At 42.3% G+C, this 16453-nt stretch carries 17 protein-coding genes; 8 read left to right on the top strand and 9 right to left on the bottom strand.

Going from position 1 to position 16453, the window contains the following annotated elements:
- Window positions 1-2: 2 nt before the first annotated feature.
- The 3 genes from BW980_RS13740 to BW980_RS13745 form a co-directional block, all read right to left on the bottom strand.
- Window positions 3-533, bottom strand: a complete 531-nt coding sequence (locus BW980_RS13740) for a TVP38/TMEM64 family protein (RefSeq protein WP_245800051.1) — start codon at window positions 531-533, stop codon at window positions 3-5.
- On the bottom strand, window positions 534-704 hold the full coding sequence (locus BW980_RS22835; protein WP_245800053.1) for a hypothetical protein: 171 nt from the start codon (window positions 702-704) through the stop codon (window positions 534-536).
- 123 nt (window positions 705-827) lie between these two features.
- Complete coding sequence (locus BW980_RS13745) at window positions 828-1622, bottom strand: DUF2797 domain-containing protein (protein ID WP_076456267.1); 795 nt, start codon at window positions 1620-1622, stop codon at window positions 828-830.
- 77 nt (window positions 1623-1699) lie between these two features.
- Between BW980_RS13745 and BW980_RS13750 the strand changes: the two genes are divergently transcribed.
- Together BW980_RS13750 and BW980_RS13755 are read left to right on the top strand one after the other, a co-directional pair.
- Window positions 1700-3214: a GH3 auxin-responsive promoter family protein gene (locus tag BW980_RS13750; protein WP_076455790.1), complete on the top strand. Its 1515-nt coding sequence runs from the start codon at window positions 1700-1702 to the stop codon at window positions 3212-3214.
- Between the two features lie 73 nt (window positions 3215-3287).
- Window positions 3288-3851: a hypothetical protein gene (locus BW980_RS13755; protein ID WP_076455791.1), complete on the top strand. Its 564-nt coding sequence runs from the start codon at window positions 3288-3290 to the stop codon at window positions 3849-3851.
- Window positions 3852-3974: 123 nt separating this feature from the next.
- Here BW980_RS13755 and clpX read toward each other — a convergent pair whose 3' ends face one another.
- The 6 genes from clpX to BW980_RS13785 all read right to left on the bottom strand — a co-directional run bounded on the left by clpX (window position 3975) and on the right by BW980_RS13785 (window position 9458).
- Complete coding sequence (gene clpX, locus BW980_RS13760) at window positions 3975-5210, bottom strand: ATP-dependent Clp protease ATP-binding subunit ClpX (protein WP_076455792.1); 1236 nt, start codon at window positions 5208-5210, stop codon at window positions 3975-3977.
- A gap of 97 nt (window positions 5211-5307) precedes the next feature.
- Entirely contained in the window at window positions 5308-5988 is a 681-nt protein-coding gene (gene clpP, locus BW980_RS13765) for an ATP-dependent Clp endopeptidase proteolytic subunit ClpP (RefSeq protein WP_046287895.1), read from the bottom strand.
- A gap of 102 nt (window positions 5989-6090) precedes the next feature.
- Window positions 6091-7413, bottom strand: coding sequence for a trigger factor (gene tig / locus BW980_RS13770; protein ID WP_076455793.1), 1323 nt, complete (start codon window positions 7411-7413; stop codon window positions 6091-6093).
- A 96-nt stretch (window positions 7414-7509) separates the two neighbouring features.
- Entirely contained in the window at window positions 7510-7860 is a 351-nt protein-coding gene (locus BW980_RS13775) for a phage holin family protein (RefSeq protein WP_076455794.1), read from the bottom strand.
- Window positions 7861-7973: 113 nt separating this feature from the next.
- Window positions 7974-8744, bottom strand: a complete 771-nt coding sequence (locus BW980_RS13780) for an alpha/beta fold hydrolase (protein WP_076455795.1) — start codon at window positions 8742-8744, stop codon at window positions 7974-7976.
- Window positions 8745-9458, bottom strand: a complete 714-nt coding sequence (locus tag BW980_RS13785; RefSeq protein ID WP_076455796.1) for a pyridoxine 5'-phosphate synthase — start codon at window positions 9456-9458, stop codon at window positions 8745-8747.
- Window positions 9459-9551: 93 nt separating this feature from the next.
- Between BW980_RS13785 and BW980_RS13790 the strand changes: the two genes are divergently transcribed.
- From BW980_RS13790 to BW980_RS13815, 6 genes are all read left to right on the top strand, one after another.
- Window positions 9552-10208, top strand: coding sequence for a CBS domain-containing protein (locus BW980_RS13790; RefSeq protein ID WP_013993804.1), 657 nt, complete (start codon window positions 9552-9554; stop codon window positions 10206-10208).
- Window positions 10209-10310: 102 nt separating this feature from the next.
- Window positions 10311-11192, top strand: a complete 882-nt coding sequence (locus BW980_RS13795) for an NAD kinase (RefSeq protein ID WP_076455797.1) — start codon at window positions 10311-10313, stop codon at window positions 11190-11192.
- A gap of 101 nt (window positions 11193-11293) precedes the next feature.
- Window positions 11294-11992, top strand: coding sequence for a type IX secretion system protein PorG (gene porG / locus BW980_RS13800; protein ID WP_076455798.1), 699 nt, complete (start codon window positions 11294-11296; stop codon window positions 11990-11992).
- Between the two features lie 176 nt (window positions 11993-12168).
- Complete coding sequence (locus tag BW980_RS13805) at window positions 12169-12909, top strand: isoprenyl transferase (protein ID WP_076455799.1); 741 nt, start codon at window positions 12169-12171, stop codon at window positions 12907-12909.
- Between the two features lie 4 nt (window positions 12910-12913).
- On the top strand, window positions 12914-15526 hold the full coding sequence (locus tag BW980_RS13810; RefSeq protein WP_076455800.1) for a BamA/OMP85 family outer membrane protein: 2613 nt from the start codon (window positions 12914-12916) through the stop codon (window positions 15524-15526).
- Window positions 15527-15617: 91 nt separating this feature from the next.
- Entirely contained in the window at window positions 15618-16439 is an 822-nt protein-coding gene (locus tag BW980_RS13815; protein WP_076455801.1) for an OmpH/Skp family outer membrane protein, read from the top strand.
- The last annotated feature ends 14 nt before the right edge of the window (window positions 16440-16453 follow it).

Here is a 16453-nt window from a genome sequence, read left to right on the forward strand (position 1 = left end):
CGCTAGTGCTTTCGTTTGCGCTTTTTGTCGTATCCAACGTAAAGCAGGAAAAGGAGTAAGCTGGCTAACGACCCCCATAAGAGTCCGGTTGTAAGCGACTGGGTGCTTTTTTTCAGAATAGCAATAAAAACTATCAATGGGGTTATGCCAATGAGCGTAGCCCCAATAAATTTCCAATAGCCCATTTTTAAGATGCCTCCTACAAAACTAATGGCATCATTGGATAGAAACGGGTTCAAGCGGGTCACGATAATGGCCCAGAATCCGTAATCGTTCAAAAAGGCACTAACTTTCTTTTGGGTCTTTCTTCCGATAATTTGTTCCACACGGTTTTGTCCTAAATATGTTCCAAGGGCGTAGCCTACCGAAGAAGCGGAAAAAACGGAAACTAAAATGATCATACTTCCCCAAATAGGCCCATAGGCTAAAATAGATACGACCATGAGCATTATGGAGGGTACCACGATCATAAACATCTGTGCGATCATGGAGATTACCAAAATAATCGGCCCCCATGCCCCGAACTGTGCCACTCAGTTTTTGACCGCTTCGCGATTGCCACTGGTGAGTACGTGCCAGGCGTTGTTTAAGAACATTTCAAATGAGGGCAGGGTGAAATAGCCCATCACTAGAAGTATAACTGTAGTTAAGGAAAGGTATGTCGGCCATTTGCTTTTATTCCTTTTTGTATTCCCTTGCTTCATACGATCTATATTTTGAGGAACAAAAGATAGTCGGGATAGTCGGGAGGGAATGAGGCAAAGCGTTCAATTTTTGGCGCTAAAACGAAGGTGTAAGGTTATATGCTTGGTCGGTTTTGACGCACCTTAGCTAATTTGGAGCGATACGTAATATCCCTCATTGCTGCGGACGTTGAACACGGTATTGTCTTCAAAAATAAAATATTGGCCCTTTATCCCTTTTAAAATGCCTTTGTAGTTTGGGGTTTTTGTGAGGTTAAGGCTTTTTACCTTTTCAGGATATTTCAGTACCGGAAACTCAAGATTGGTCTCGGTATTGTCGGCAATGTAATACGCTTGGGCCTCGTCGGGAATGTACTGCTTTAGTTTGTTGCGCCATTCGACCAAGTTTTCATCCTCTACGTTATTCGTGAGCATTTTTCGCCAATTGGTCTTGTCGCCTATATGGTCTTTAAGGGCTACTTCCGTAATTCCGGCCAAGTATCTATTCGGTACTTCAACTATTTCAATGGCCTCGTGTGCCCCTTGGTCGATCCATCGCGTAGGTATTTGCGTCTTTCGGGTGACGCCGACCTTGATGTTGCTCGAGTTGGCCAGGTAAACGATATGGGGTTGCAATTGTACTTTTTTCTCGTATTCTAGGTCGCGATCTTCTTTGTCGAGATGGGCGGTGCTAAGTTCGGGCCGCATGATCCAATCGCCTGCGGAGGGAATTTCGTAGAAACAGGTCTTGCAAAAACCTTGGCGAAAAATAGGGCGGTCATTTCCGCAGTTTAAACATTGGAATTTTATAAAATTGATTTCTAGGGCTTTGCCTAAAACTTGGTTTACGTTTAGAAAATCATTTTCGAATACCATGTAGTATTGAATGGGGTTTCCTATTTCCGTCTGCATTTTTCTTAGAACGCCTTCGTACTGCATAAAAAAGTTTGATTTAAAATCGATTTGAAAATGATAACTATTAAACCTAAATTTAGCGAATTCAAAGATACCCAAAAATGCCAATTACCCTATTCAATTCCATTGCCTCGTGGTTGCTAAAAAAGCGATATCACCAGATAGAGCTTTTTTTGAAATATCCTGGAGAGGTTCAAGAGGAGGTGTTGCACCAATTATTGGAAATTGCGGAAGATACCGAAATCGGTAGACGCTATGGTTTTGAGTCTATTAACAACTACGAGACCTTTCGCGAACGGCTACCTATCGTGTCTTACGAAGAAATGGAGCCTATTATAGAAAGAACCCGTAGGGGCGAACAGAATATATTTTGGCCTACCTCTATCAAGTGGTTCGCCAAGAGCAGCGGTACTACCAATGCCAAGAGCAAGTTTATTCCGGTAAGCGAAGAAGCACTTGAAGATTGCCATTATAAGTCGGGTAAAGACCTTTTGTGCCTGTATCTGAACAATAATGAAAATTCGCAATTGTTCACCGGTAAGAGCCTTCGTCTTGGAGGAAGTAAGGAGTTGTATGAAGACAATGGTTCTTTCTTCGGAGACCTGTCGGCCATTCTAATTGACAATATGCCCTTATGGGCGGAGTTCAGCAGTACGCCGAGCAACAAGGTGTCGCTGATGAGCGAATGGGAAAGCAAGCTCAAGGCCATAATCAAGGAAAGTACGCAGGAGAACGTGACCAGTTTAGCGGGAGTGCCTTCTTGGATGCTGGTATTGTTGAATAATGTGATCGAGGAGACCGGAAAAGACCATCTTTTTCAAGTGTGGGAAAACCTTGAGGTGTACTTTCATGGAGGGGTAAGTTTTAACCCGTATAAAGAGCAGTACAAGAAATTACTGCCTCGAAAGAATTTCAAGTACTATGAAATTTATAATGCGTCGGAGGGCTTTTTTGCCATTCAGGATAGGAATAATGCCGATGACCTGCTCTTGATGCTCGACTACGGCATATTCTATGAATTTATTGGAATGGACCAATATGGTACGGAAAATCAAAAGGCCATTCCACTTTGGGAAGTGAAGGTAAATACCAATTACGCCATAATCATTACCACAAATTCGGGCCTTTGGCGTTACAAGGTGGGTGATACGGTACGTTTTACTTCTATCGATCCCTATCGTATTAAGGTTACGGGGCGTACCAAACACCATATCAACGTCTTTGGGGAGGAACTGATCATAGAAAACGCAGAGGAGGCCCTGAAAACTATTTGTATGAAGACCGATGCAGAGATTAAAGATTATACGGCGGGCCCGATCTTTATGGAGGGTAAGGAAAAAGGAGCCCACGAATGGGTCATAGAGTTCAGAAAACCGCCTGAAGATATAGATGTTTTTACTGAATATTTAGACAATGCCTTAAAATCCTTGAATTCCGATTATGAGGCGAAACGATACAATAATATTACTTTGAATACCCCTAAGATACATGTGGCGCGTGAAAATCTTTTTTATGATTGGCTTAAGTCGAAAGGGAAACTGGGAGGGCAACATAAAATTCCGCGATTGTCGAACAAGAGGGACTACATCGAAGAATTGCTTCACATGAACAAATAAAAAGGGGATTTGTCCGTTTAATATTGGAAATTGACACCAATAACTGAACCAAACGGCAAATAAAACCAGTATTATGGCAGAAAGACTTGTAATTGTATCCGATATGTGGGGAGCTAAAAAGGGGCTCTGGATAACCTCGTATCTTGGGTATCTTCAGCAGTATTTTAATATCGCCTTTTACGATTGCCAACAATTGGGGAATGTAGATGAAAAAATCAACTCTGCGGAGAACGTGCACCAAGCGTTTGTCGACGGGGGAATTGACACTGCGGTAGCACACCTGCTCAAAAAGGAAAAAGAACCGGCACACTATCTTTGTTTTAGTATCGGTGGGGCCATAACTTGGAAGGCCGGCCTCTTAGGTTTGCCCATGAAATCCTTGTATGCGGTTTCCGCTACCAGAATACGTTCAGAGACCGAAAAGCCCGAGGGTGAAATCCGTCTTTTGTTCGGTGATGGTGATATGTACCGTCCTAAGGCATCTTGGTATGAGAAATTAGGCCTAACAGGCGAGTTGGTCGAGGGTTTTGGCCATGATATGTACAGTGATGAGAAAATTATTAAAAAAGTCTGTCTAGACCTTCTGAATACGGTTACGCAAAACGCGGGAAGAAGGGTTGGGCAAAAAGTGATATAAAGGAAGTTTTGCCTATGGGCAAGCTTGCGAATACTTAGGTTTTAAACTAACACTCAATAACATAAAAAAGCGGGACCACTCAAAGTGGTCCCGCTTTTTTATGGGTTTGTATTCTTATGGAAACTAAGAGACCGCTTTTAGCTTTTTTATGGTCTCATGAGATAATTTGTCTTCGGCATAGGCCTTGGTTACCTTGAATACGGTTTCGTCGTTGCTCGGCATTTCGAACATGGCGTCGGTGAAAATGGCCTCGCACAATGACCGTAGGCCCCTGGCCCCTAATTTATACTCAATGGCTTTTTTAACGATATAGTCTAAAGCTTGGTCCGTAATGGTAAAGCTTATGTCGTCCATCGCAAAAAGTTTTTCGTATTGCTTTATAATGGCATTTTTAGGTTCGGTAAGAATAGCCCTTAGGGTCTTTTCGTCCAATGGGTTCATGTGGGTCAATACCGGAAGCCTTCCTATTATTTCTGGGATCAGTCCAAATTCCTTCAAATCCTTTGGGATAATATATTGAAGGATATTGCTTTGGTCTAGGTTGTCGTCAGTTTTTGCCGCACTGTACCCAATGGCCTGCATGTTCAACCTTTTGGTAATGGCGCGCTCAATTCCGTCGAAAGCACCTCCCGCAATAAAGAGGATGTTTTCTGTGTTGACCTCTATAAATTTCTGGTCCGGATGTTTTCTTCCTCCTTTGGGCGGTACGTTTACTACCGTACCTTCCAGTAATTTCAAGAGCCCTTGTTGAACACCTTCACCAGATACATCACGCGTAATGGAAGGGTTGTCGCTTTTACGGGCGATCTTATCTATCTCATCGATAAAGACAATGCCGCGCTCGGCTTTCTCAAGGTTGTAATCGGCCGCCTGTAGCAAGCGGGTAAGTATGCTTTCCACATCTTCACCAACATAGCCCGCTTCGGTCAAGACCGTGGCATCTACAATGGCCAAGGGTACGTTGAGCATTTTTGCAATGGTCTTGGCGATAAGGGTCTTACCGGTGCCGGTTTGGCCCACCATTATGATATTACTTTTTTGGATCTCTATGTCGTCATCTTTCGACTTGGGCTGTAAAAGCCTTTTGTAGTGATTGTAGACCGCTACCGACATAACTTTTTTGGTACGTTCTTGCCCTATGACGAACGTGTCTAAAAATGCTTTGATATCAATAGGTTTCTTCAGGGTAAGTTCTGAAGAAAGGTCATTGGTCTTGGTCTGTCTAGATTCTTCGGTAACAATACCGTGGGCCTGCTCTATACATCTGTCGCATATGTGCGCGTCAAGACCTGCAATCAAAAGATTGGTTTCAGGTTTCTTTCTGCCGCAAAACGAACATTCTAAATTTTCTTTAGCCATATAAATCTACTTTCTTTCAAAAAACAAACGCAGATAACTGCGTTTTGGTTCATCGATATAGTCGAAAAACCGATAATTCGTATATACTTGGTCGAGATTATGCTTTTTCCCTTACCAAAATTTCATCGATCATACCGTAGGCTTGTGCTTCTTCGGCTTTCATCCAGTAGTCACGGTCACTGTCTTCGTTGACCTTCTCTATAGATTGACCTGAATGCTTGGCGATGATATCGTACAATTCCGATTTTAATTTCAAGATTTCGCGGGCGGTTATTTCAATGTCGCTTGCCTGTCCTTGGGCTCCGCCCATAGGTTGGTGAATCATTACCCTAGAGTGGGTCAGTCCGCTGCGTTTTCCCTTTTCACCGGCGCATAGCAATACGGCACCCATTGAAGCGGCCATTCCTGTACAGATGGTAGCTACATCGGGAGAGATGAACTGCATGGTGTCATAAATGCCCAAACCGGCATAAACGCTTCCGCCTGGTGAGTTGATGTAGATCTGAATATCTTTTGAGGCATCCGTGCTGGCCAAGAACAACAATTGTGCTTGGACGATATTGGCGACCTGATCGTTGATGCCCGTTCCTAAAAAGATGATACGGTCCATCATTAACCTGGAAAACACATCCATGGCCACGGCATTCATCTGACGTTCCTCAATAATATTGGGCGTTAGACCAACGGGATACATGCTTGTTAAGATAGAATCGTAATAGGTACTGCTGATACCTTGATGTTTTATAGCATAGTTCTTGAATTCTTTTCCGTAATCCATATTTTTCTGTTCGATGTTTAGGTACCCTGGGGTGTAAAATAAAAAAGGTGCCGAAAACATTATTTTCGGCACCGTAAAGATACTTATAATTTTTTGGAAATATTACCCGTATACCTCCTTCACAAAGTTTTCATAGGTAACCTCTTTCGTTTTGAGGTTTAGTTTTTCTTTGTAAAGGGTAAGTAGTTTTTGGCTCATCAATTGTTCCGATAAACGCTTGACCTCGTCTTGGTTGCCCAATACACGAGCGGCGATATTGTCCAATTCTTCTTCTTGTGGGTTCAATTGTCCGAACTGTGCCATTTGTGATTTTATGAAACCTTTGGCAAATTCCTTAAGCTCGTCAAACTGAATTTGAATATCGTTCTCTTTGATGATCTTACCTTCAATAAGTTGATAACGAAGCCCTTTTTCCGATTTTTGGTATTCTTCACTGGCCTCTTCTTCGGTCAATGGGTTTTCTCCGGTCATCTGGATCCATTTCTTCAAAAAGTCCGCAGGAAGTTCAAACTTGGTGTTTTCGATAAAATGCTCGGTAACGTCGTTCAATAATTTTTGGTCGGACTGTTGTTCGAACTGTTTTTCCGAATCATCTTTGATACGTTGCTTCAATTCTTCTTCCGATTTGACCTCGTCTTTGCCGAAAAGTTTATCGAAAAGCTCTTGGTCTAAAGCGGCAGGCTCCCTTTCGTTGATTTCTTCTATGGTAAAAGAAGCTTCAATGTCAAGGTCTTTTGCTTTTTCTTGTGAAACACCGAAAACGCTTGAAAGCAAGTAGTCTTCTTTAAACAGGCCTTTCGACTTTAAGGTTACGACATCGCCTACTTTTTTCCCTTTCAGGGCATCCAAAGCTTTTTTGCTCTTGATCTTGTCCAGTTCTAGTGTAGCCTTATTGTCTATCTCCTCTTCTTCGTTCTTGAACGTACCGCTTACTTCGTCATTTTTGGAAACTTCGTTCTTGCTGACCAGTTTGCCGTATTGTTTTTGAATACGGTCAACCTGCTCATCTACCATTTTATCGTCGGCAATGATCTTGTAATGGGTAATCGGTTTTTTGGTCTGAAGCGAGATTTCAAAATCGGGAGCAAGGCCCAACTCGAATTCAAAAGCTAATTCTTCATTGTCCCAATCAAAATTGTCTTGTTGCTTGGGAAGTGGGTTTCCAAGAACATCCAATTTTTCCTCCGTAAGGTATTTGTTTAGGTTATCTTGAAGAAGTTTGTTCACTTCGTCGACCAAAACGGCCTTTCCGTACTGCTTTTTAATCAAGCCCATGGGCACATGGCCTTTTCTGAAACCGGGCACGTTGGCCTGCTTTCTGTAGTCCCTTAGAATACTATCTACCTTGTCTTGGTAATCTTCTTTGGTGATGGCCACTTTAACGACGGCATTTAGATCGTCGATCTGCTCTTTTGTAATATTCATCTAAATCTTCTTTTTTGTTTCCATAAAATGGGATGCAAAAGTAGTACATTTAATGTAGCCTAGCAAGTTTTTAAACCCTTGGAATTCAAACAATCGTTACGATTTTTCATCCTCTTTTAAAAGTGAAAACAATATTGATTGCAAAAAGGATAGCAACAGGCTGAAAAGTATGGCCCATAAAATGCCGTCAACGGTAAAACCATCGATAAGGTTATCGGCCAATAAAATGATTACGGCATTGATGACCAGAAGAAAAAGCCCTAGGGTTAAAATGGTTACCGGTAGGGTCAGCAATACCAAAATCGGCTTGACTATAAAATTTAAAAGACTGATTACAACGGCAACGATGATTGCGGTGGTGTAACTGTCGACAAAGACATGGGGCAGCACTTTTGAAAGTATGACTACGGCAAGCGCGCTCAAGAGTATTCGTAATATTAGTTTCATGGGTAAAATGTATTTGGTTATGCATTGCGAATCGGCTCGCTACCCTTAAAGATAGAAATTTGTACGCGGTTTTATGATCTTACCCTTAAAATAAGCAAGTGTGTAAAAACGGTTTACCCTTTCAGGAATGCCAATGATTTTTCAAAGAACTGTTTTGGGTTTTCGGCATGTAGCCAATGTCCGGCCCGATCTATGGTTTGTAACAGTGCCTGTGGGAAATGCTTTTTGATCTTGGTGATGTCGTTGGGCATGATGTACTCCGATTTGTCGCCCCTAAGGAACAGCGTGGGGCCGTTGTAGATATCCGTAGGATTGATATTTTCCCCTATTTCGTTCATTTTTTGGCTTAAGACCTTTAGGTTGAACCGAAAACCCAATTGGCCTTTTTCTATCCAATAAAGGTTTTTGAGTAAAAACTGTCTTGTGCCAAAATCGGTGATATACTGCCCTAGTGCCGCATCGGCTTCGTTTCGTGATGTCATGGTCTCTAGCCGAAGGGCGTTTAGACCGTCGATTATGGCTTGGTGGTGCGGGGGGTAATATTTAGGGGCGATGTCGGCAATGATGATCCTGTCGGTAAGCTCGGGGTAGGAGCAGGCGAACTGCATGGCGGTCTTGCCGCCCATAGAGTGCCCGATAATTGCGGCCCGGTTCAAATGGTGTGCTTCCATATAGGCCTTAAGGTCTCCGGCGAGCAGGTCGTAGTCAAAATCATCGGACCAAAAGCTTTTGCCGTGGTTGCGCTGGTCGATGAGGTGGACTTCAAAGCCGGCTTCGGCATATTGTCCGCCCAAGGTTTTCCAGTTGTCTGACATCCCAAGGAAACCGTGTAAAATTATAAGGGGCGAACCTTCGCCTATGATTTTGGAGTGTAGGGTAGTCATTTATTTCAATTTGTTCATGTACATGTTTACAACGTTTTCAAGTCCGAGGTAGAGCGCTTCGCAAATTAGGGCGTGGCCAATGGAGACCTCTAGTAAATGGGGGACGTTTTCGTTAAAGTACTTAATGTTGTCTAGGCTTAAATCGTGTCCGGCATTAAGGCCCAAACCGCATTGATATGCAATTTTGGCAGCTTCCGTAAAAGGTTTGACAGCATTTTCCGGCCCATTTCCGTAATCTTTGGCGTAACTTTCGGTGTAGAGCTCAATTCGGTCCGTACCGGTTTCTGCCGCCCCCTCGACCATCTTGGCTTCGGCATCTACGAATATGGAAGTACGTATGCCTGCATTTTTGAAGGTCTGTATAACTTCTTTTAGAAAGTCTTTATGTTTTATGGTGTCCCAACCGGCATTCGAGGTAATGGCGTCTACGGCATCGGGTACGAGGGTGACCTGGGTGGGACGCACTTCGAGTACGAGGTCGATAAATTGTGTCACGGGGTTGCCTTCGATGTTGTATTCGGTAGTGACCAATGTTTTTAGGTCACGTGCATCTTGGTAGCGAATATGCCTTTCGTCGGGCCTTGGATGTATGGTTATGCCTTGTGCCCCAAAAGATTCAATGTCTGCTGCCGTTTTCAATAAATCGGGCATATTGCCACCTCGGGCGTTTCTAAGGGTTGCAATCTTATTTATATTAACGCTTAATTTTGTCATTTGCCGATAGAATTTACCATTCGGCACAAAAATACAAATTAGGCATGCCTTTTGATATTTTTAATTAGTATTTTGCGTTTAGTATAAAGAGTTATGCATATTCAAGACCACATAGTCACCAATATTCCGTCGTTTAAGATAGGGGACTCCTTGGCGGGGGTTATCACCTTTTTTGAAGGAACCACACATTCGCATGTTGCCGTTACGGAGAACGATGCCTATTTGGGGTTGCTCAGTGAAAACGACCTTGAGAATTTCGATAAAAACGAAAAAGTAGAGCAATACCGCTACGAACTCGATACCTTTTTCGTGAGAAAGGAAACGAGTTGGTTGGACGTGCTCGAAACTTTTGCCCGAAATGAATCTAATCTCGTGCCCATTATCGATGAAAAGGGAAGGATCGATGGATATTACGATCTTACCGATATCGTAAGCGTGTTTATCGATACGCCCTTCTTTACGGAGCCGGGAGGTATTATTGTCGTGGCTAAGGGCATTAAAGATTATTCTTTTAGTGAGATAGCCCAAATCGTGGAAAGCAACAACACTAAACTTATCGGTGGTTTTATAACGGATTCAAAAAACGACGTGGTTCAGATTACCATTAAGATCGCTTCGTCTAACTTGAACGATATTCTACAGACTTTCCGACGGTACAATTACAACGTGTTATTCGGAAATAGCGACGACCAATTTTTGGAAGACCTTAAGGAAAGGTCCGATTATTTGGACAAATATCTCAACGTCTAGATTATTCCTTCGATTCTCAATAAAATAATCCGCAATCAAAAGTACAATCGCTATTTTTGTCGCTAAAGCCATAAGGTTTTTGTAACCTGATAAAGAAAAGTGATGAAAGTTGCCGTCTATAGTCAAATGTATCAAGAAGACACCTTACAGTATGTAATGGAGTTGCTTGATGAACTTGAAAAGGAAGGGGCCGAGATAGCGATAGAAAAGGAGTTTCATGCCTTTCTTTCCCAAAAACATAGCGCAGGGGCCTATAGTACGTTTTCCGATTCGGAAGGCTTGGACGCTTCCTTTGATATGTTTGTGAGTTTTGGGGGTGATGGTACCATTCTTAGGGCGACTACCTTTGTGGGCGATCTGGGCATTCCGATTGTTGGGGTGAATACCGGACGCTTGGGCTTTCTGTCGACCTTTAGTAAGGAAGAAGTGCGCAAAGTGGTGCAAGAGTTTAATAAGGGGGCATACACTATAGTGGAGCGAAGCTTGGTGGAAGTGGATGGGAGGTCCGGTATACCCGAGTTGAACGGATTGAATTTTGCCTTGAACGAAATTACCGTAAGCAGAAAGGATACGACCTCTATGATAACGGTGGAGACCTATCTGAACAATGAGTATCTGACTTCCTATTGGGCCGATGGACTTATTGTTTCTACGCCTACGGGCTCTACCGGATATTCCTTGAGTTGTGGGGGGCCGGTTATCGAGCCTACTGCAAAATCACTTGTCTTGACGCCGATAGCGCCTCATAATCTCAATGCCAGGCCTTTGGTGATTTCAGATGATACCCAAATCAGGCTAAAGGTGTCGGGTAGGGAAGAGCACCACCTTATTTCTTTGGACTCGAGAATAGCATCGGTGGCCAACGGAAAGGAAATCCTTATCAAAAAGGCCGATTTTACCATTAAAATGATAGAATATACTTCAGAGAGCTTTTTGAAAACCCTGCGTAATAAATTGTTATGGGGAGAAGATCGCCGTAATTGAATTCGTAACGGGCAATAAAAAACGGCAAATCCTGTTTATCATGTGAGAACATTAATATAATAGTTGGGTGCAATTGTTATATTCGCAAACTAATACTATTTATGAAGCGATTCATTGTCATAGTCTTGCTATGCACTTTTGGCAGCATAACGGCACAGACCTACGAAGTGGGTGTATTTGCCGGGGGAGCCAATAATATTGGAGACGTCGGACGTACGAATTATATTTTGCCCTCGAACATTGCCTTGGGGGGGATTTTTAAATGGAATATCGCCAAACGCTATGCGTGGCGGGCCAGTGTGATCTACGGAAAGTTCAATGCCGACGACAGCAAATCGAACAACCCCTCACGTAAACAAAGAGGGTATGAGATGGATAATTCCATTCTTGAGGCCTCTGCGGGACTCGAATTCAACTTTGTAGAGTACAATCTACATAAACTGGGGCCGGCCTTTACACCTTATCTATATACCGGTCTTACCTATTTTAGGTACGATTATAATTATTTCGACGCCGGCACGTATATAGATGTTTCCCAAAGGGATGGTGCCTTTGCCATACCTATGACCGTTGGGGCCAAACTCCGCTTGAACCAATTTTTGATATTGGGTGCCGAAATAGGTGCGCGTTATACCTTTACCGATAACCTAGATGGTAGTAATCCTGAAAAACTCAATGTGAGTCGACAGTTGTCAGACCTGAGGTTCGGAAATGTTTTTAGTGACGATTGGTACGTTTTCTCAGGACTTACCTTGACCTATACCTTCGGAAGAAAGCCTTGTCTGGAATGTTTCGAGTAGGTAAACCACTGTGTTTCCTCATTTTTATCTTCATGAGTTGGTTCTAAAATAGGAATAATTAAAATTTATGGGCTACTTTTGCCGAGCGCGTGAAAAAAATCAAATTTTGTAATGTTTTAGTGCCGTGAAAGTCTGGGCTAAAATTTTGTTGAACAGCGCGATATGATCAATTCACTATGGACAACCTAGAAGAATTAGATAAAAACAAACTGCCACGTCACGTTGCTATCATTATGGATGGGAACGGGCGTTGGGCCAAAAAACAAGGGAAATTACGTGTTTTTGGCCATGAGAACGGGGTCAATACGGTCCGTGAAACGGTTGAAAGCTGTGTTGAACTTGGTATAGAGTACCTTACGCTGTACACATTCTCTACAGAAAATTGGAAAAGACCTAAGCTGGAAGTCGACACTTTGATGAAGCTTTTGGTGTCGTCTTTAAGGAAAGAATTAAAGACCTTTTCGGAAAACAACATCCGGTTAAATGCTATAGGTAACATTGAGTCTTTGCCCAAACGAGCTTATAAAGAGCTTGTTGAGGTTATGGGGAAAACAAAGCAAAATACAGGAATGACGCTTACTTTGGCCTTGAGTTATGGTGCACGGGAAGAGCTGAAAAATGCAGTAAAACAAATAAGTACCAAAGTTAAAAATAATATAATTTCAATTGAAAACATTGACGAAACCATTATAAATAACCATCTTTACACGCATGATTTGCCAGATGTAGATTTGCTTATCCGTACTAGTGGAGAGCATCGTATCAGCAATTTTTTGCTGTGGCAGATAGCCTACGCGGAATTATATTTCGTTGATGTATTTTGGCCCGATTTTAGTAGTCAACAATTGGCAAAAGCCATAAAAAGTTATCAGAACAGAGAACGAAGATTTGGAAAAACCAGCGAACAACTCAATTAGCGATATGAAAGGGTTCATATCCTTCGAACCTTTAATTACACTTCTATTACTTCTTACTACCGTATTTTGCTCCGCACAAGAACTTTCTTTTGAGGATGGCAAAAAATACATTTTAGGCGGCTTGGAAGTAACAGGACTGCAAAGTTATAACGAGCAGACGGTAAAGACCTATACCGGATTAAGGGTAGGGCAGCCCATCACCTTACCGGGAGATGAGATCAGTAGTGTTATCAATAAACTTTGGGGGCTTGAGCTTTTCAAGAATATCGATTTTTATATTACTAATATCGAAGGTGATAAGGTCTTTCTTGAATTGAACATTATAGAGCGCCCTACTTTGTCGGATATCACCATAAACGGTGTAAAACCTAGAAAGGTAGACGACATTCTTGACGATACCGACCTGAAAAAAGGCAAGAAGATTACAGAAAGCTTAATTGCCAATACTAAAAACTATCTCGATAATAAGTATAAGAAACAGGGGTATTTAAATGCAAAGACCTCTATCATCGTGGCCAACGATACTTCTGAGACCAATGCCCAGAAGATGGTTATCAATGTAAACAAAGGGGATAAGGTAAAGATCAAGAAAATCATCTTTGAAGGGAACGAACAGCTTTCCGATAAAAAGTTAAAAGGTGCCTTTAAGAAAACCAAGGAAAAACGCTTTTGGCGTTTCTGGAAGAAATCTAAATTCATTGAAGAAGATTACGAAAATGATTTAGACCTTCTGGCCGATAAGTATGCAGAAAACGGTTACCGTGATGCACGTATCCTTTCCGATTCGGTTATAAAGGTAGATGAGAACAACATTATATTAAAGTATCAGATAGAAGAAGGTAATAAGTACTATTTCGGTGATATTGATTTTGTAGGTAACAGTGTTTATACCGACCGTCAGTTGGCCGCAGTACTGGGTATTAAAAAAGGGGATACGTATAACGGTGTTTTATTGAGGGAGCGTATTGCCGATGATTCAAAACCTGAACCCCAGGATGTTACCAGCCTGTATCAGAATAACGGATATTTGTTTTCTAGTATCAATCCCGTAGAGGTTTCTGCGGAAAACGATACCATTAATTTTGAAATACGGGTCATTGAAGGAAAGGAAACTTTTCTTAACCATGTAGACGTAGTCGGTAACGACCGTACCAATGACCACGTAATCTATCGTGAGCTCCGTACAAGACCAGGTCAAAAATACAATAAGAGTGATATCATTAGAACGATTCGCGAACTACAACAGTTGGGATACTTTGATGCGGAACAAATTAAACCGGATATTCTTAATCCGAACCCTAATGAAGGTACGGTTGATATCAAGTACAACTTGGTAGAGTCGGGATCGAGCCAGATAGAACTGCAAGGTGGTTATGGCGGTGGAGGTTTTATCGGAACTTTAGGACTTTCGTTCAATAACTTCTCTATAAAAAATATTTTAAAGGGCGAGGAGTATAAGCCGGTGCCTATGGGTGACGGTCAGACTTTCGCCATGAGGGTGCAGGCCAGTAGAACCTTTAGGGTTTACAGTCTTAACTTTGCAGAACCTTGGTTGGGTGGAAGAAAGCCCGTTCAATTTAGTTTGAACCTTTCGAGAACACAACAGTTCGGGGTAGATTACAACAACTCTACCAGTAGTAAGATCGAAGTTGATAAAGACCGTGGTTTTTCCATTACAGGTATTTCTGCAGGTTTGGCAAAGCGTGTACAATGGCCCGACGATTTTTTCACCATTTCACATTCCTTGAGCTACCAATTGTACGAGTTTAATAACTATGATATCGGATTGTTCAACTTTGGTAACGGAAAATCAAATTCCTTTGCCTATACCTTGGGGATTTCAAGAAACGCTACTTCTGGTGGACGTATTTACCCGAGGGGTGGGTCTAATTTTGAAATTACCGCCAAGTTTACACCGCCATACTCCCTTTTTAGCAGCAAAGATTTCGAGAGCTTACGAGACCGTAGCGAGGAGTTGACCTTATTGGAGGCCCAACAGGGAGGACTTAGTGCAGCAGACGATGCGGAATTGGAAGAAATCGACCAAGAACGCTTTAGGTGGTTGGAATACTATAAGGTAAAGTTTAAAGGAGATTGGTATACGACCTTGGTTGATAAATTGGTCTTGCGTACCAATGCGGAATTCGGTTTCTTGGGGAACTATAACAACGATGTGGGCGATGTGCCTTTTGAGCGTTTTTTCGTCGGTGGTGACGGTCTAGGGAACTTTACTTTGGATGGTCGTGACGTGGTGCAGTTGAGAGGTTACGAAAACCAATCGTTGACCCCTATCGACCCCGTAACAAGTCAGCAAGAAGGTGGTTTGGTCTACAATAAGTTTTCTATGGAACTACGCTATCCATTAACCTTAAAACCTTCAGCTTCCATTTATATGCTTGCATTTATGGAAGGAGGTAACGCTTTCAACAATTTTCAGGAATTTAATCCGTTTCAAATAAAACGATCGGCCGGAGTGGGGCTGCGCATATTTATGCCGGCATTCGGGTTATTGGGTATTGATTTTGGTTATGGGTTTGATGAAGATAATAGACCTCAGTCTATCGGAAACGGACCTAGCGGACTTCAAACACACTTCATTATCGGCCAACAGTTTTAATTTAAGGAATCGTTTAATATGCTAAAGCGCTCATTTTAAAGGTTTTAGTAATTTTGGCACGATATTTTCTATTGGATAAAACGATAAAATAATGAAAACAAAATCAAACGTTCTTTTTGTACTGGTACTAACCTTGTGTTCGGTATATACATTTGCTCAACGTGGCGTACGTATCGCATACGTAGATATGGAATATATCTTGGAGAACGTAGAAGAGTATAGGGATGCCAACAAACAATTGGCGGACAAGGTCCAGAAATGGAAAATCGATATTGAGCAGAAGCAGAGCGAGGTTGAGCAGATGAAGAAAGATTTGATGGCCGAACGTGTGCTCTTGACCGATGAGCTGATTGCCGAAAGGGAAGAAGAGATCCAGATTCTTGAAAAGGAAATGGTAGAATACCAACAAGATCGTTTCGGTCCGCAAGGTGACTTGGTATTACAGAAACGACGCCTAATCCAACCGATTCAAGATCAAGTGTTCAACGAGGTTCAAAAAATCGGGGCCAATAAGAAATACGACTTTATTTTCGATAAATCGGCCGATGTGGTTATGTTGTATTCCGAAAAAAGGCACGATATTAGCGACTTGGTGCTCAGGGGTATTTCCAGAACGCGAAAGATCAGCAAGCCCAAGAAAGATAGTAGGAGTAAGTTTGAAGATGGGGAAGAGGCCGAAAAGGAAATGAGCGAAGCCCTCAAGGAAAGGAAAGAGAATGCGGAAAAGGCGCAAGAGGCCAGAGAGAAGAGTGTAGAGGAGAAACGGGCCGAGCAGTTAAAACTAAGGGAGGAACGCAAAAAGGCGTATGAAGCCCGAAGAAAGAAACTCTTGGAGGAACGTGAGGCCAAACGCAAAGAGAAGCTCGAAGAACGCAAAGGAGGCGGGCAAGATGAGAAGGAAACCGAAGAGTAAGAAGGTTTAATTAA

It is taken from the genome of Zobellia uliginosa (assembly GCF_900156625.1).
Taxonomy (GTDB): Bacteria; Bacteroidota; Bacteroidia; order Flavobacteriales; family Flavobacteriaceae; genus Zobellia; species Zobellia uliginosa.

Bases quoted from the DNA above. Each gene is read 5' to 3' on its own strand.
- BW980_RS13775 (WP_076455794.1), bottom strand. From the start codon at position 7,860: ATGAAACTAATATTACGAATACTCTTGAGCGCGCTTGCCGTAGTCATA.
- clpX (WP_076455792.1), bottom strand. From the start codon at position 5,210: ATGGCTAAAGAAAATTTAGAATGTTCGTTTTGCGGCAGAAAGAAACCT.
- BW980_RS13750 (WP_076455790.1), top strand. From the start codon at position 1,700: ATGCCAATTACCCTATTCAATTCCATTGCCTCGTGGTTGCTAAAAAAG.
- BW980_RS13805 (WP_076455799.1), top strand. From the start codon at position 12,169: ATGGACAACCTAGAAGAATTAGATAAAAACAAACTGCCACGTCACGTT.
- porG (WP_076455798.1), top strand. From the start codon at position 11,294: ATGAAGCGATTCATTGTCATAGTCTTGCTATGCACTTTTGGCAGCATA.
- BW980_RS13815 (WP_076455801.1), top strand. From the start codon at position 15,618: ATGAAAACAAAATCAAACGTTCTTTTTGTACTGGTACTAACCTTGTGT.
- BW980_RS13790 (WP_013993804.1), top strand. From the start codon at position 9,552: ATGCATATTCAAGACCACATAGTCACCAATATTCCGTCGTTTAAGATA.
- BW980_RS13785 (WP_076455796.1), bottom strand. From the start codon at position 9,458: ATGACAAAATTAAGCGTTAATATAAATAAGATTGCAACCCTTAGAAAC.
- BW980_RS13810 (WP_076455800.1), top strand. From the start codon at position 12,914: ATGAAAGGGTTCATATCCTTCGAACCTTTAATTACACTTCTATTACTT.
- clpP (WP_046287895.1), bottom strand. From the start codon at position 5,988: ATGGATTACGGAAAAGAATTCAAGAACTATGCTATAAAACATCAAGGT.
- BW980_RS13745 (WP_076456267.1), bottom strand. From the start codon at position 1,622: ATGCAGTACGAAGGCGTTCTAAGAAAAATGCAGACGGAAATAGGAAAC.
- tig (WP_076455793.1), bottom strand. From the start codon at position 7,413: ATGAATATTACAAAAGAGCAGATCGACGATCTAAATGCCGTCGTTAAA.
- BW980_RS13795 (WP_076455797.1), top strand. From the start codon at position 10,311: ATGAAAGTTGCCGTCTATAGTCAAATGTATCAAGAAGACACCTTACAG.
- BW980_RS22835 (WP_245800053.1), bottom strand. From the start codon at position 704: ATGAAGCAAGGGAATACAAAAAGGAATAAAAGCAAATGGCCGACATAC.
- BW980_RS13755 (WP_076455791.1), top strand. From the start codon at position 3,288: ATGGCAGAAAGACTTGTAATTGTATCCGATATGTGGGGAGCTAAAAAG.
- BW980_RS13780 (WP_076455795.1), bottom strand. From the start codon at position 8,744: ATGACTACCCTACACTCCAAAATCATAGGCGAAGGTTCGCCCCTTATA.